16 protein-coding genes and 2 riboswitches are annotated in these 14,793 nt (G+C 40.1%); of the genes, 12 read left to right on the forward strand and 4 right to left on the reverse strand.

Annotated features, from left to right (window positions below):
* Positions 1 to 195: 195 nt before the first annotated feature.
* The 3 genes from NST01_RS03270 to NST01_RS03280 form a co-directional block, all read right to left on the reverse strand.
* The gene (locus NST01_RS03270; protein ID WP_035703517.1) at positions 196 to 1,599 is read right to left on the reverse strand and encodes a reverse transcriptase domain-containing protein; all 1,404 of its coding nucleotides are present in this window, start codon (positions 1,597 to 1,599) and stop codon (positions 196 to 198) included.
* Positions 1,600 to 2,035: 436 nt separating this feature from the next.
* The gene (locus tag NST01_RS03275) at positions 2,036 to 2,617 is read right to left on the reverse strand and encodes a GNAT family N-acetyltransferase (protein WP_035703520.1); all 582 of its coding nucleotides are present in this window, start codon (positions 2,615 to 2,617) and stop codon (positions 2,036 to 2,038) included.
* Between the two features lie 13 nt (positions 2,618 to 2,630).
* The gene (locus tag NST01_RS03280; protein WP_019743763.1) at positions 2,631 to 2,807 is read right to left on the reverse strand and encodes a hypothetical protein; all 177 of its coding nucleotides are present in this window, start codon (positions 2,805 to 2,807) and stop codon (positions 2,631 to 2,633) included.
* Between the two features lie 179 nt (positions 2,808 to 2,986).
* On the opposite strand from NST01_RS03280, the gene NST01_RS03285 reads away from it, so the two are divergent.
* A complete protein-coding gene (locus NST01_RS03285) occupies positions 2,987 to 3,532 on the forward strand; it encodes a sigma-70 family RNA polymerase sigma factor (RefSeq protein ID WP_017359830.1) in 546 nt (181 codons plus the stop codon).
* Positions 3,501 to 4,928 carry a DUF4179 domain-containing protein gene (locus NST01_RS03290; RefSeq protein WP_341041488.1) on the forward strand — a complete coding sequence of 476 codons (1,428 nt, stop codon included), beginning with the start codon at positions 3,501 to 3,503 and terminating at the stop codon, positions 4,926 to 4,928. The genes NST01_RS03285 and NST01_RS03290 overlap by 32 nt, the downstream gene beginning before the upstream one ends.
* Positions 4,929 to 4,946: 18 nt before the next feature.
* On the opposite strand, the gene NST01_RS03295 is transcribed toward NST01_RS03290, so the two are convergent.
* Positions 4,947 to 6,134: an MFS transporter gene (locus NST01_RS03295; protein WP_081114592.1), complete on the reverse strand. Its 1,188-nt coding sequence runs from the start codon at positions 6,132 to 6,134 to the stop codon at positions 4,947 to 4,949.
* 100 nt (positions 6,135 to 6,234) lie between these two features.
* On the opposite strand from NST01_RS03295, the gene NST01_RS03300 reads away from it, so the two are divergent.
* The 10 genes from NST01_RS03300 (at position 6,235) to purB (ending at position 14,790) form a co-directional block, all read left to right on the forward strand.
* The gene (locus NST01_RS03300; protein WP_017359827.1) at positions 6,235 to 7,113 is read left to right on the forward strand and encodes a LysR family transcriptional regulator; all 879 of its coding nucleotides are present in this window, start codon (positions 6,235 to 6,237) and stop codon (positions 7,111 to 7,113) included.
* Positions 7,114 to 7,239: 126 nt separating this feature from the next.
* A riboswitch (purine riboswitch) is annotated at positions 7,240 to 7,341 on the forward strand.
* 145 nt (positions 7,342 to 7,486) lie between these two features.
* The gene (locus tag NST01_RS03305) at positions 7,487 to 8,812 is read left to right on the forward strand and encodes an NCS2 family permease (protein WP_024719393.1); all 1,326 of its coding nucleotides are present in this window, start codon (positions 7,487 to 7,489) and stop codon (positions 8,810 to 8,812) included.
* Between the two features lie 206 nt (positions 8,813 to 9,018).
* Positions 9,019 to 9,180 (forward strand): hypothetical protein, encoded by a 162-nt coding sequence (locus NST01_RS03310; protein WP_008344307.1) that lies wholly within the window; start codon positions 9,019 to 9,021, stop codon positions 9,178 to 9,180.
* Between the two features lie 18 nt (positions 9,181 to 9,198).
* On the forward strand, positions 9,199 to 9,381 hold the full coding sequence (locus NST01_RS03315) for a YezD family protein (RefSeq protein WP_025206857.1): 183 nt from the start codon (positions 9,199 to 9,201) through the stop codon (positions 9,379 to 9,381).
* Positions 9,382 to 9,598: 217 nt separating this feature from the next.
* Entirely contained in the window at positions 9,599 to 10,396 is a 798-nt protein-coding gene (locus NST01_RS03320; RefSeq protein ID WP_035703528.1) for a hypothetical protein, read from the forward strand.
* A gap of 376 nt (positions 10,397 to 10,772) precedes the next feature.
* Complete coding sequence (locus NST01_RS03325; RefSeq protein WP_008344300.1) at positions 10,773 to 11,327, forward strand: DUF2179 domain-containing protein; 555 nt, start codon at positions 10,773 to 10,775, stop codon at positions 11,325 to 11,327.
* The gene (locus tag NST01_RS03330) at positions 11,324 to 11,524 is read left to right on the forward strand and encodes an NETI motif-containing protein (protein WP_008344299.1); all 201 of its coding nucleotides are present in this window, start codon (positions 11,324 to 11,326) and stop codon (positions 11,522 to 11,524) included. Before NST01_RS03325 ends, NST01_RS03330 begins: the two co-directional genes overlap by 4 nt.
* 79 nt (positions 11,525 to 11,603) lie before the next feature.
* Positions 11,604 to 11,705: riboswitch (purine riboswitch) on the forward strand.
* A 169-nt stretch (positions 11,706 to 11,874) separates the two neighbouring features.
* Positions 11,875 to 12,363, forward strand: a complete 489-nt coding sequence (purE, locus tag NST01_RS03335; protein ID WP_017359824.1) for a 5-(carboxyamino)imidazole ribonucleotide mutase — start codon at positions 11,875 to 11,877, stop codon at positions 12,361 to 12,363.
* The gene (gene purK, locus NST01_RS03340) at positions 12,356 to 13,498 is read left to right on the forward strand and encodes a 5-(carboxyamino)imidazole ribonucleotide synthase (protein WP_041093202.1); all 1,143 of its coding nucleotides are present in this window, start codon (positions 12,356 to 12,358) and stop codon (positions 13,496 to 13,498) included. The genes purE and purK overlap by 8 nt, the downstream gene beginning before the upstream one ends.
* Positions 13,495 to 14,790, forward strand: a complete 1,296-nt coding sequence (purB, locus tag NST01_RS03345) for an adenylosuccinate lyase (protein ID WP_008344295.1) — start codon at positions 13,495 to 13,497, stop codon at positions 14,788 to 14,790. Before purK ends, purB begins: the two co-directional genes overlap by 4 nt.
* Positions 14,791 to 14,793 lie beyond the last annotated feature (3 nt).

Genomic DNA, 14,793 nt, shown 5'->3' on the forward strand with positions numbered 1-14,793 from the left:
TGTGTGAACGCCTATTATAATGTTTTTAAATGCTCTTGATTAGATTCTATTGAATAATTAATTTCACCGTTTCATAAAAAGTATAAGGAAATGTTACGGTTTTTTTCTTGAACGTTGTATACGTGCCACGACGTGTGTGAACTGCTTTAGGTGAAAAGTTAAGGATACTTTTTTTAGGTAATGAATCTATTAACATTAATCCATTAGAGTATTTAAAGACTTCTGGATTTTTTTGTTGATTTTCTTTCGGTGGTTTTTAATTTGTTCTTTCATTAAATTTGTAGTAAGCGGCGAAATCTCATTAAATATTTTATTGCACTTATTTGCGTATGTGATAAATGTTCCGAATTCTCTTTTCTTATAGTTATATTTTATGTCAGTTCTTTCTCCTAACTGATGATAATGTTGATATAATTTTCTTTTATAAGTTAAGCGTATTCGATCTTTAGTAAAGCCCTTTTTTCTTGAAACAATTTCACCTTTCTTTATTAACTTATAAACAGTTCTATAGTATTTATAAATGCTTTTTTCTCTTATTCTAACTTCATTACCATTAAAAATGAATCCTAGATAATCAATTTTAGAAAGTCTTTGAGATTTAATATCGAAAATTTTTCTCCCATCAAATATTAAGGTTTGCGTTTTCTGGGGATGAATTAATAATTTGTTTTTTTTGATTTGATTCTCTATTTGATTTTTAATAGTGTAAAATTTTTCTTCATTTATATTAGTAAAAACCAAGATGAAATCATCAGAATATCTCCTATATAAACCTCCTGTGCTAGCTAATAAATTAGTAATATATTCATCGATCTTTATCATATATATATTAGAGTAAATAGCACTCATAGCAGTTCCTTGAGGAATACCTTTGGTATCCGTATTTACTTTTAGGACTTTGCTGTTATCATTTGTAATTAAACTTCTCTCATTTTTGAACCTTCTAAACTCTTTAAATGAAGTGAAATAACAGGTTTGATTAGTTCTAAATATTTCTTTATCTTCGCCTACTCTTATATTGATATCTTTTTTATTAATGTATGAATATTTAGTGAGACTCTTGAAGATTTTATATTGATGAATTGGCATTTCACTTCCGTAAATCAAGTTAATCATTTCTTTAAGTAATTTATGATCTAAAGTGTCGAAAAAATTTTGGTAATCTCCTATGTATATATAGCAATTTGGATTCTTTGCAATGAAGTTAATTACTTCAGCTGCGAAATGTATATTGTTTTGTCTTTTTTTGTTGTTTCTATAGGCAGTAACAGATTCATCAATTTGTTGAACTTTAGCATAGCTATTATAAAAGTCATTTAACTCTAAACTGTAATGTTTGTATATAAAGTTATCAATATGAGCAGCATACATAATCGGTCGTTTTTTAACTTTAATAGGTATTAATTGACCGTTTCTCTTCATAGTGGTTCCATCATTAATATCGCTAAATTTCTCAAAGGTTAACTCACTAAAAATTAAAGGTAGAAAACTATGTGATGGGTTTTGTTTAAAACCAAGGACGTAGTTTTCTACCTTTTTATTAAAAGACGCAATTTTATCAAAATGCAAGTAAGGTTTAGATGGATATTTATATACCATTTAAAACTCACATCCCTTTTTTTATTGTTGGAGCAAGTACAGACTTAGTCCCGCTACTATATTTCTTCTGACTTGCACTCTGCCTAAAGCGCCGCTATCCTTAGGCTCTACTATACCACGCGGCATATTATATGGTATGGCGGGGTGAGTTTAATACTCACAAATACAAATAATGTATAATATAACAAGAAGACAAGTTCTGGTGGTGAAGTGTTCTATGATGATAGATATGACTTTGGCTTGCTACTTATCTAGTATGCTGATCTTAAGATTAGCATACGGTATACAAGTTTCAGCTTTCACAGTAATATCTCTTGACATTGTTATACAACATACCTAGCACTCTAATAAATGACAATAGTACTAGCAATATAATTTTAACATAAATTTCTTTTGAAGGAAAACAATAACTTGTTTAGGTTCGTTAATTTTTAATTTAGAAATGTAAGAGTCTTTTTTTCTCGTAATCCCTCTTCAAAATCGCATACATATACACATCATCAAACCCATTCTGACCAAGATCATACTCCCTCAATAAACCCTCTCGTACAAAATTAATTTTCTCCAATAATTGAACAGAAGACGTATTTGCTGGATCAATGATCGCTTCAATCCGGTTCAGGTTCATCTCCTGAAATCCATATCGCAATACCGCAGTAATCGCTTCCTTCATGATGCCTTTTCTCCAATGATCATGGTGTAATTCATAGCCAATTTCGGTGCGGTAGTGCTGTTTTTCCAAGTTAAGAAATCCGCAGCTGCCGATGATGGTGGGGTTGTTTTTTAAAGAAATGCCCCAGCGGATGCCTGTTTGTTCTTTGAAGATATTGTCATACCACTTGATTTCTCCTTTTGTGTCTTCGATGGTTTCATGTGCATCAATGCCCATATAGCGGCACACGGTTTCATTGGATAAATAGATGTGCATATCCTCAGCATCTGTGATCGTTGCTTGTTTTAAGATCAGTCTTTCGGTATGTATCGTTGGAAATGATTGTGGAAAAGTAATTTTGTTCATGCATTTATCCCCCTTATGATGTCTTTTGTTCTGTACATGCCTTACAATAAAAAACCCCTTCATTCCTCAGCCAAGCCTTCACCTCTGTCATTCCTTTTCTCTTTGGATAGACCAGCTTAACGTACACTTCTTCGTTACCTTCTATCTTCTTTTGGCAGCTAGCACAAGCAGGTTCTTCAAATAGAAACAATCAATATCCTCCTTTTTGTAGATATTTCTTCCATTATATCAAAAGTTCAATACGATCTTTGCGGCCTATTCTTCACTTTCTCTATTTTTGTCCGACATATGCTAAGTAAAAGAAATTTCTGTTTGTTGAAACCGTTTGTGAGAAAGTGTGCTCTAACAGGTGTAGGAGGTGTGGATGAGATGAAGCAAGTGCGTCTAATTAAAAAAGCACAAAAAGGGAATGTCCCGGCATTTGAGACATTAATGCTGATGTATCAAGAGCGTTTATATAAAACGGCTTTTCTCTACACAAGAAATAAGGAGGATTCGTTAGATGCTGTTCAGGAGACGGTCATTAAAGCATTTAAGCATCTATCGGGCTTAAAAGAACCAGCCTATTTTTCTACATGGCTGACGCGGATTTTGATTCATACAATTTTTGAGATGAAGAAAAAGCAGCAAGACATTGTTCCGTTTGAACAGCATCATGAGAGCGTTGAGCGTCATGATTTTTTGGAAGACAAGCTCGATTTAAAAAACGCACTAGATGTTTTAGATGAGCAATATCAGCTCGTGATTCAGCTATTTTATTTTCAAGATTATTCGATTTCAATGATTTCTGAACAGATGGGTGTGCCCGAAGGAACGGTCAAAACTCATTTGTATCGAGCAAGAAAGTTATTAAAGCAAACGTTGGAGAAGGAGGAGAGTGTCGATGGAACGAAAAGAAATGAAAAAGCTTTATGAAGAGATTGATGTACCAAAAGTTGAATTGACCTCTGCAATTCGTCAAGCAATAGGAGATGTGAAAGCGGAAAAGAAAAGACGGTGGTTCACATGGAATTGGAGAACGCCAATATATTCTGCCATCGTACTAATCGTTCTTTATTTTTCATCAGGTTTCCTTTTTCCTTCTCTTAATACAGCGATGGCTCGAGTGCCATTGGTTGGACAGTTATATATGATGTTTCATGATAAAGTAGGAATGTCTCTTTTTCAGAGTGAGTTGGTGAAGCATGTCAATGAGGGAGCTGAATCAAGAGGGGTTACTGTGAAAGTGAACAGTGTGTATTATGATGCCGGGCGGCTTGTTTATACGTTTACTGTGAATCGTTTGAATACAAAAAAAGATGTTGTCCCTTTCATAGTCGACTTAGATCCAGTAAATCAAGCTTCCCAATCGAGCTCCTACAATCATGAATTGAAAAAAATAAAAGACGGCCGTTATGTAGGGCAGGTGACAGTCTATACAAATGGTCAAACGATCAAACGAGGTCAACAAGTGCCACTTGTCATTTCGAAAATTGGAGATATTGTAGGGAATTGGCGCTTCAAGGTACCAGTGGTCAAGCAAAAAACCACTTTATTAGCTGGACAAAAAGACGTGTCTATTTTAAATGGACGTTATCACTTAAGAAATGTAAAGGTAGAAAATGGAGTGAAAAGCTCTGTTATTCAATATACCATTGATTACAATGGTTTTGCTAAAGACGATATAGTTAGTATAGATAGAATGAAGGATAATCTAGGAAATGATTATCAGCTCGAAATTGGAACAGTTTTAGGAGAAAAACAACTGACTTCTGACAAAACTAGAAAAAATCATTTGACCATTTTAGATCAGTCGATTGATCCAGAGGCAACTGAATTAACATTTTACACGGGTGTGACAGACGAACAAGAAGAAAGCAAAATCATTCCTCTTCAGACAAAGCTACCTGTTCAGTTCAAAACAAAGCATCATGGAATAGGGATCAAAATCAATAAAATAGAGCAAAAGGGGCATTCTGTGACAGTTTATTATCAATTTACTGGAGTAGATCAGAAAGTAGATGAGGATTTTATGGAGAATGTAGGTGAGTGGATAGGATTAGGTGATGTTAAAAAGCTTAAATCGTGGTCAGACCCTGAAGTACTTGATGAAAACGGATATTACTTGGAGAGAAACGATGCGAAGGTGACCAATTTCAAGACAGCCTCTATGCAATCTACCTTTGAATTTGATGTGAAGAAGTTAGACACATTTTCAATTAAGGATTATGGGCTGTATCTTAATTTGTCAGATCTGAACCGATTGGCACCACAGGAAGATATACCCGTAACCATTCCAGTCAAAAAAGAAACATCAAAAGCTAATCGATAAATAAATGAGCGAACATGATTACACATGTTCGCTTTTTATCTGTTGATGCATCCGCCGATTGCGATTGAACGAGTACCGAATCAACATCAACGCAACAAAACTGGCTAGCCCGCCAATCCAACTTAAATTCGTTACATTTGTATATTGAATAATTAGACCGCCCATTGATGATCCGAGCATCATGCCGATATTCATAATCGCTGTATTAAAGCTCAGCACGGTTTCAGATGTTTCGGGTTTTAGGGAGATGAGATAAAATTGCTTCGCTGGTGTTGTTGTCCATGTGGCGGTGCCCCAAATGGCGAGCGTGATGAAGACGCCAACTACCGAAAATTGTGTAAAGGATAATGCAAAGAGCATGAGCATCTGAACCGTGATGCTGATTGAAATGGTTCGGTTTGGTCCCCATTGATCGACAGCGTATCCACCAAAGCGCGAGCCAATAAAAGCGGAGATGCCTAAGACAAGCAAGGCAATGCTTGTCAGTTCAAGCGTAAATCCGGATGTTTGCCGCAATAATGGCGAAATGTAAGCAAATACCATCGTGTAACCTAAGATCCAAAAGGCTGTCGTGGCTAATCCGCTTAACACCCTGCGGTCTTGAAGAATTTGCATTTGCTGCTTAAATGGCACATAGGAATGTCCCTCCATAGGCGGTAATAATCGATACAGAAGAAACAAGAGACATGTGGTCCCTATTGCAATGATGAGAAAAATGGCATGCCAATCTACATATCCTGCTAAAAATGTTCCAATCGGTACACCGAGTACTAGTGAAACAGTAAATCCAGTGATTACTGTTGCCATCGCACTCCCCTTTTTTTCTGGCGGGGCGAGCTGCGCTGCGTAATTTGTTGCGAGCACAATATATAAGCCGCCACTCATGGCCATGATGACTCGCGAGAGCATGAGCAGCATAAAGTGATGGCTAAAAAAGGCAAGCACATTACCTGCTATAAACATGGAAATCGCCGATAAAAGAACCTTTTTTCGATTCAATTTCGATGTGGCCATGACTAAAAAGAGGGCACCCACCGCATAAAAAAGAGAATAGATGGTGATGAGCTGTCCTGCAACCGGGATGGAGATGTGCAGATCGTCAGAAATGATGTCCAGTATGCCTGATACGACGAATTCTGAAGTACCTGTGACGAAAGAACCGACGGCTAAAAGAAATATGAGCAATGGATAAGATGTACTTTTCATTTTGAACCCTTCCTTTATGTTGAAACGTTGTATTCATTTTAAATTCCGTGCTAACATAAGTAAAATTGATGTTTTTCATGAAAGGGATGAGTGAATACTCATGAGCTTTGTTCGATTCGAGACGATGGCTAAGGTGGTCGAGCTAGGCAGTTTTACAGCTGCAGCTGAAGCATTAAATATGACACAGTCTGCCGTGAGTCATGCGGTGGCAAGTTTAGAGACGGAGTGGGGTGTGTCTTTATTCGTGCGTGACCGAAAAAAGGGCATTACGCTGACAGACACCGGTGAAACCCTTCTTCCGCATATAAGAGAAGTGCTAAATCGAGTAGAGAAAATTCAGCAGGAAATTGCGCTCACCAAAAATATTGAATCTGGCTTGATTCGGATTGGAACATTTGCCAGTGCATCCGCTTGTTTATTGCCAAAACTGCTTGTGAGCTATCAGAAAAAGCATCCAAATATTGAATTTAAGTTCTATGAGGGGACATATGAAGAGATCTTGGAGTGGCTCGATTCTGGCATTATTGATGTTGGTTTTGTTGTAAAAGGTAAAGCGGATGAATCGTTTGATCTATTGCCACTTATGAAAGATAAAATGGTGGTCGCCTATCACGAAAATCATCGTTTTGAGCAGCAGCCAATTGTAGACATGGAAGAATTAGCAGATGAACCATTTATTATGCCAACTGGCATGTATCAATCCCATGTAGAGGATATTTTTTCAGAGGCGCAAATCAAGCCGTCTATTTTATTTGAAGTGCATGATTGTACGACCATTGCCCGCATGGTTGGGGAAGGACTTGGTGTGACGATAGGTCCTGAGTTATTCCTGAAAACGCAGCAACTTGTGCAGATCAGTCATCTGAATGTATCGCATCATCGTGAGGTGGCGCTTGCCTGTCCATCGCTCACGCAAGCTTCTCCTGCTGTGAAGGCATTTTTCGATGTAGCAGAAACGGTTTTTGCCAGAATTCAGTGATGGGTGTATAAAGAACTAGATGTGATTTTCCAAATTCGTGTAATAAGACGAATGAAGCGGACATTTCTTTGAAAAATGTTCGCTTTTTGTATTGTGTTTTAAAAATGAAGTTGGTACAATAGACACAGAAATCAAATAGATAGAAGTCGTATAATGGCGGGGATATGGCCCGCAAGTTTCTACCAAGCTACCGTAAATGGCTTGACTACGTCAATTCACACTCGTTTGATATAAATCATGCATTGTTCTTGTTTGATGTCACGGTCTGAATTCACATTGTAGTCAAGCGTCCCAAAAACTGTTGGGGCGTTTTTTATTTGACTTGTGAATGGGACAGACTAAAGCAAAAGGACATGAAGGGAGTCAGTTGGCTTTGAAACAGTTTTTTCAGTTTGATGAGTTAGGTACGAATTATCGCAGAGAGATCATCGGCGGTTTAACGACATTTTTGTCGATGGCTTACATCTTGTTTGTCAATCCGATCACACTTGCTTTAGTAGCAGTACCGGATTTTCCAGATAAATTACGAATTGATCAGGGGGCTGTCTTTACAGCAACGGCGTTAGCTTCTGCGGCAGGTTGTTTCCTGATGGGATTGATCGCCAGGTACCCGATTGCAATTGCACCAGGTATGGGACTGAATGCGTTCTTCGCTTTCTCAGTTGTTCTTGGTATGGGGATCTCCTGGCAGGCAGCACTTTCCGGGGTGTTTGTTTCAGGATTGATTTTCGTTGCTCTTTCTTTAACAGGTTTTCGTGAAAAAATCATTAATGCCATTCCATCTGAGCTGAAGCTGGCGGTTGGTGCAGGGATTGGTTTGTTCATTACATTTGTAGGTCTTCAAGGCTCTGGCATTATTGCCAATAACGATAATACGCTTGTATCGATCGGGAATATTCATAGTGGTCCTGTCCTGTTAACGGTATTTGGTATCGTTGTGACTGTCATTTTAATGGTTCTTCGTGTGAATGCAGGTGTCTTCATTGGGATGCTTGTGACAGCCATTGCTGGAATGATCTTTGGTCTTGTGCCAGTTCCATCTCAAATTATCGGAAGCATTCCAAGTTTGTCTCCAACCTTTGGTCAAGCTTTGATTCACTTGCCAGACATCTTCTCCATTCAAATGCTTGTGGTCATTTTAACGTTCCTATTCGTTGGGTTCTTTGATACAGCTGGTACACTTGTGGCTGTGGCAACGCAGGCTGGTTTAATGAAAAATAATGAGCTGCCTCGTGCAGGAAGAGCGCTTCTGGCGGATTCTTCTTCTATCGTCGTCGGTTCTGTTCTTGGTACATCAACGACGACGTCTTATGTTGAATCTAGTTCAGGTGTTGCTGCGGGTGCCCGCTCTGGGTTTGCAGCCGTCGTGACAGGTATTTTCTTCTTACTTGCGATGTTCTTCTCGCCACTATTATCTGTCGTGACATCAAATGTAACGGCACCTGCTTTAATCATTGTCGGTGCACTGATGGTAGCACCTCTTGCGAAGATCGCATGGGATCGTTTTGAAATTGCGGTACCGGCCTTCTTAACCATGATTATGATGCCACTGACATATAGTATTGCGACAGGGATTGCAATTGGTTTCATTTTCTACCCGATCACCATGATCTTTAAAGGAAAAGCAAAAGAAGTGCATCCAATTATGTACGGCCTGTTTGTCATCTTTATTCTATATTTTGCTTTCTTAAATCATTAATGGTTTGTCTGAAACAGCAGCTCATGGAGGCTGCTGTTTTTTGTAGGGAAATTTCAAAAACACAGTTGACTTATAGGAATTATATGTTTATGATAAAAAGACATAATTCGCTGATTGGATCACCAAAGGCGCTTTGATTTCCTTTTTTCTATAGAAGGGTTCAGAGTGCCTTTTTTCTTGCATTCATCATAACGGGAGGGGATGACTTGTCACGCTGGCTTAGGCAGGTGATTGAGCGGAAAAAGCAGGTATTGATTGAGCAGCTCCTATTATGGGGGCATGAAGAAAAACATGAAGCGCTCATGCATTATACGATTCATGAGCTGGAAAATGAGGTTCTCTATTTAAAAGAGCGCAAGCAAAATTAGTGGGATGGGGGATGAGCAATGGATGAACAAAAGCTGAATTTTATTTTATCTGCCTTAAAAGGGATTGAATACGGGTCGGTGGTGATCACCATTCATAATGGACAAATTACACAAGTCGATACGACAGAAAAGACTCGTTTCCCCGCACACCAAGAGAATCTTCGGATTCAGAAAGCAAAGCAGGCGCGCTATCGTTCATGAAAAGTGATGAAAGATGATGAAAAGCTGATCCACTCATCAGCTTTTTTGTTTTGTCTTATTTTCTCTCCATTTAAAACCTCTTCATTCTTTTATCCGTCTATTCGTATGAACGTCAAGGAATCTTGACTGAATAGAGAGACTCCGCTACTTTAATAGGAGTCATCCGGACAGGTCACCTGAGCCTGTGCGGATTGTCTGAGATAGGAGTTGATATGGGATGTTAGAGAAAGATCAAGAGCAGGTCACATCCGAAACAAAAAACGAAAACGAAGAGCCATCAATAGATCAAGAAACGAGGCAGTCCCGCCTCAGCCGCAGTGCTGCAAAACGAGGAAGAACGGCTAAGCCAGCTGATGAAGAGGGTTCAGCCATTCAGCGCATCGCAAGAGGTGTAGGCGGTGCGTTTAAGCGCTATGGCTCATATGGGTTTGCGATGTTAAAATCACCGAGTCGTGCGATCCATCAAGCGGACACTTTACGCATGAAGTACGCCTGGATTTCAATTGTGTTATTCAGTGTGTTTTTTGCTTTAGGCAACTACGTTCAATTAAAGGCGTCAAAGACCCGTTTATTAGGTTTTGGTATTCATTATTCTTTTGGTGACGCCTTTTTAAAGGTAGCGGTCTTTACACTCATTTTGTTGACACTGATGATGCTGACGGTTTGGGTGCTCGGTAAGTACATGCTGAAAGGAAACATATCGCTGAAAGAAGTGATCATGAAGTTCGGTGCTGTGCTTGTGCCGGTTTTGGTTTTATCTATCCTTTGGCTTGTATTTGCCATGCTGAATATTCCATATGTAACGGTGATTTTATCCGTCATGATGTTTTTCGGTCTTCAGCTGATTGCCATTGTGCTCTTCCGCTCCGTTCAATCAGATCAAGAAGCTGTGCGGGGAGACTTGATGTATGCCGGCTGGGTCTTTTTGTTGATTGAGCTCGTCATCATTGCCCTTTTATGGGGCATTGTCGGAGAGTATTTGATCCCATCACTTGTTCCAGTTCGGTTTGGATAAAAACACGTTTCAGCGTGTAGACAAATCTTTGCAATCGGCTACAGTCCTGCGTGACGGTGCTCACGAATGTGAAATTCGCTTCACGCTGGTATTCGTCCTTCTTAGAATTCAAAGGTTTCTATCATGCTGAAAAAAGACAAAGGGTTAAAATAAAGTATATTTTAGCCCTTTATCAACCATCTAAAGCCTCCTTTTGAAAAAGGAGGTTTTTCATGTTGAGAAGAGGAAAAAACGGGTAAACTCTTGGTAACAAAGACCACCCCTTGTTGTCGAAAGATATATGTGTTTTTCTCGCGCAAATTTGATTGTATCAAGGTTTGTTCTCTAGTAGAATATGGGGTGCTTTATTTGATTTTTAGTGCAGGGGGTTCGAATCGTGCTTCAACAACTTTTATCCAATGCGTTCACCATGGTTTTGATTATTTTAGTGATTAACATTGTCTATGTCTCTTTTTCCACTATGCGTTTAATTTTAACAATGAAAGGCAGAAGATATGCAGCCGCTTTTGCTGGTACTGTCGAGATGCTGATTTATGTCATTGGTTTGAGTATCGTATTAGATAACTTAGATCAAGTACAAAATGTCATTGCGTATGCGCTAGGTTATGGAATTGGAATCATTGTCGGGATGAAAATTGAAGAGAAGCTGGCACTTGGCTACATTACTGTGAACGTGATTACAAAAGAAATCGATCTAGATCTCCCAAAACAATTGAGAGAAAAAGGATATGGCGTCACCAACTGGGTAGTAGGAGGTCTTGAAGGAGACCGGTCAGCGATGCAAATTTTAACACCGAGAAAATATGAACTGCAATTATATGAAACGATTAAAACGCTTGATTCAAAGGCGTTTATCATTTCGTATGAGCCCAAAACGATTCATGGCGGCTTCTGGGTGAAGGCTGTGAAGAAAAGGAGAATTAAAGAATGACCGCAAAACCAAAGAAAAAGAAATTCTACGTGGAAGACAACATGACGATTGATCAAGTGTTGTCCCAGATGGCGGAAGAAGGCTACTCACCTGTCCGACGAATGGAGGAGCCCATCTTTCAGGAAAAGAAGGAAAATGGGTCGATTCAGATCATTCCGATTGGGAAAAAAATCGTATTTGAGGGAAAAATACTCTAAATCCGAACATTAAAACGACGACTTCATAGATTGTTCGATAAATCCGTTGACATCATGAACATCCGTTGTTAAGATAAACATGAAATCAAAACACGAGCCTCATATAATCTTGGGAATATGGCCCATAAGTTTCTACCCAGTTACCGTAAATGACTGGACTATGCAGGATAGTGAACAAAACTGACATGGCGTTTTAAAAGCGAACAGCGCTTACCATGGCCCGGTTTGTGTTGCTTCCTAACAATGCAATACAAACCGGGTCTTTTTGTTCGGCGTTTGACAAGCTACTTAGGTTTGGGAAGCGTGTCAAACGATACAAAATCGAATAATAGCTTAAAGGTGGGGACAAAATGAAGCCGCTTGTAGGTGTCATCATGGGAAGTACATCTGATTGGGAAACAATGAAACATGCGTGCGATATCTTAGAGGAATTAAACATTCCGTATGAAAAACAGGTTGTATCCGCACATCGGACACCTGATTTGATGTTTGAATATGCGACTGAAGCAAGAGGTAAAGGACTCAAGGTCATTATTGCCGGTGCTGGAGGCGCAGCACATTTACCGGGGATGGTCGCAGCAAAAACGACACTGCCGGTCATTGGTGTGCCCGTACAATCAAAAGCATTAAACGGGCTGGATTCCTTATTATCCATCGTTCAAATGCCAGGCGGTGTACCTGTTGCTACAGTGGCAATCGGCAAAGCCGGTGCAACAAATGCAGGGCTTCTAGCCGCACAAATGATTTCAGCATTCGATGAAGCCGTTGCAGCACGCCTTGAAGAAAGAAGAGAACAAACAAAACAAACTGTATTAGAAAGCAGTGATCAGCTTGGCTAAGCAGACCATTTTTCCAAACGCAACCATTGGTATCATCGGCGGCGGACAGCTTGGCAGATACATGGCTGTCAGTGCAAAGCAAATGGGCTACCGTGCAGCAGTTCTTGACCCAGTCAAACTTTCTCCTTGTGGACAGGTTGCTGATACAGAAATCACAGCCGCATACAGTGACCTTGAAGCGATCAGGCAGCTGGCGGACATCAGTGATGTGGTCACATATGAATTTGAAAACATTGACTATGATGCACTCAATCAGCTGAAGGAAGAGGCGTATTTACCGCAAGGAAGCGAACTTCTTCTTTTAACCCAAAACCGTGAAACCGAGAAAAAAGGGATTGTAGATGCAGGCTGTGAAGTCGCCCCTTATCGCATCGTTCATGATGAGAAGGAGCTGGAAGACGCAGTAAATGCGCTTGGTTTGCCAGCTGTGCTGAAAACATGCAGAGGCGGTTACGACGGTAAAGGACAGTACGTGATCAAAGAGAAGGATCAGCTTCATGAAGCGGCTGCACTTCTCACTCATGGGACATGTATTTTAGAAAGCTGGGTTCCTTTCCAAATGGAACTGTCCGTGATTGTGACGCGGTCTGTTCATGGAGAAATTGCGACATTCCCAGTCGCTGAGAACATTCATAAGCACAATATTTTATTCCAAAGCATCGTGCCTGCACGGGTAGATGGCAGCATTCAGGAGAAAGCAAAAGAACTGGCAACAACGCTTGCTGAAAAGCTAGGGCTAGTCGGTACGCTTGCTGTTGAACTGTTCTTGACAAATGAAGGGAAGCTGCTCGTCAATGAACTGGCACCCCGCCCGCATAACTCTGGACATTACACATTGGATTTATGTGAGACGAGTCAGTTTGAACAGCACATTCGCGCCATATGCGGTTTGCCGCTTGGCGGAACAGCTCTTTTATCAGAGGGCATGATGGTGAATTTGCTGGGCGATGAAGTGGACATCCCAAAAGAACATCCTGAGCTTTTAAAGGAAGCGAAGCTTTATCTATATGGTAAACATGAAGTAAAAGCCGGCCGCAAAATGGGGCATATGACATTTATGAAACAGCTTGATGATGAATGGATGGCAAACATCACAAAGATATGGACTGAAAGAGATGGAGGAAACGGGAAATGATCGAACGTTACGCACGACCAGAAATGTCAGCAATCTGGACAGAGGAAAACAAATTTAATGCATGGCTTGAAGTAGAAATTCTCGCTTGTGAAGCTTGGGCAGAACTTGGCATCATTCCGAAAGAAGACGTTGTGACAATGCGCAAGAATGCAAGCTTTGATATTGGACGTATTTTGGAGATTGAACAAGACACGCGCCACGACGTGGTTGCCTTTACGCGTGCTGTATCTGAATCTCTAGGAGAAGAAAGAAAGTGGGTTCATTACGGGTTAACATCTACAGACGTAGTGGATACGGCGCTTTCATATCTATTAAAACAGGCGAACGATATTTTGCTCAAGGACATTGAGAGATTTGTTGACATACTAAAAGAAAAAGCAAAAGAGCACAAATATACCGTCATGATGGGCCGTACGCATGGTGTACACGCTGAACCGACAACATTTGGCTTGAAGCTTGCTCTTTGGTACGAGGAAATGAAGCGTAACTTAGAACGTTTTAAACAAGCAAAAGCCGGCATCGAATACGGCAAAATCTCTGGTGCTGTTGGCACATATGCGAACATCGACCCGTTTGTTGAGCAATATGTATGTGAGAAACTTGGCATCAAAGCTGCACCAATCTCCACCCAAACCTTGCAGCGTGACCGTCATGCAGATTACATGGCAACCCTTGCTTTAGTGGCAACAAGCATTGAGAAATTTGCTGTTGAAATTCGTGGTCTTCAAAAGAGTGAAACACGTGAAGTAGAAGAATTCTTTGCAAAAGGACAAAAAGGATCATCAGCGATGCCTCATAAACGAAACCCGATCGGTTCTGAAAATATGACGGGAATTGCCCGCGTCATCCGTGGTTATATGCTGACTGCTTATGAAAATGTACCACTTTGGCATGAGCGTGATATTTCTCATTCATCTGCTGAACGCATCATTTTACCAGATGCAACGATTGCACTGAACTATATGCTGAACCGTTTCTCTAACATTGTGAAGAACTTGACGGTCTTCCCTGAGAATATGAAACGCAACATGGACCGCACACTTGGCTTGATCTACTCTCAGCGTGTTCTTCTTGCACTTATTGATACAGGTATGGCACGTGAAGAAGCATATGACACGGTTCAGCCAAAAGCGATGGAAGCTTGGGAAAAACAAGTACCATTCCGTTCATTAGTAGAAGCAGAAGAGAAAATCACTTCACGCTTAACACCTGAACAAATCGCTGACTGCTTCGATTACAACTATCACTTGAAAAATGTCGATATGATTTTCGAACGTCTAGGTCTTGCGTAAGAA

Source organism: Bacillus sp. FSL R7-0166 (genome assembly GCF_038008935.1).
Lineage (GTDB): Bacteria > Bacillota > Bacilli > Bacillales > Bacillaceae > Bacillus > Bacillus altitudinis.

Excerpts from the sequence above, each read along its gene's own strand:
- NST01_RS03270 (WP_035703517.1), bottom strand. The coding sequence starts at position 1,599 with ATGGTATATAAATATCCATCTAAACCTTACTTGCATTTTGATAAAATT.
- NST01_RS03290 (WP_341041488.1), top strand. The coding sequence starts at position 3,501 with ATGGAACGAAAAGAAATGAAAAAGCTTTATGAAGAGATTGATGTACCA.
- NST01_RS03320 (WP_035703528.1), top strand. The coding sequence starts at position 9,599 with ATGTTAGAGAAAGATCAAGAGCAGGTCACATCCGAAACAAAAAACGAA.
- NST01_RS03315 (WP_025206857.1), top strand. The coding sequence starts at position 9,199 with ATGGATGAACAAAAGCTGAATTTTATTTTATCTGCCTTAAAAGGGATT.
- purE (WP_017359824.1), top strand. The coding sequence starts at position 11,875 with ATGAAGCCGCTTGTAGGTGTCATCATGGGAAGTACATCTGATTGGGAA.
- NST01_RS03300 (WP_017359827.1), top strand. The coding sequence starts at position 6,235 with ATGAGCTTTGTTCGATTCGAGACGATGGCTAAGGTGGTCGAGCTAGGC.
- NST01_RS03330 (WP_008344299.1), top strand. The coding sequence starts at position 11,324 with ATGACCGCAAAACCAAAGAAAAAGAAATTCTACGTGGAAGACAACATG.
- purB (WP_008344295.1), top strand. The coding sequence starts at position 13,495 with ATGATCGAACGTTACGCACGACCAGAAATGTCAGCAATCTGGACAGAG.
- NST01_RS03295 (WP_081114592.1), bottom strand. The coding sequence starts at position 6,134 with ATGAAAAGTACATCTTATCCATTGCTCATATTTCTTTTAGCCGTCGGT.
- NST01_RS03275 (WP_035703520.1), bottom strand. The coding sequence starts at position 2,617 with ATGAACAAAATTACTTTTCCACAATCATTTCCAACGATACATACCGAA.
- NST01_RS03285 (WP_017359830.1), top strand. The coding sequence starts at position 2,987 with ATGAAGCAAGTGCGTCTAATTAAAAAAGCACAAAAAGGGAATGTCCCG.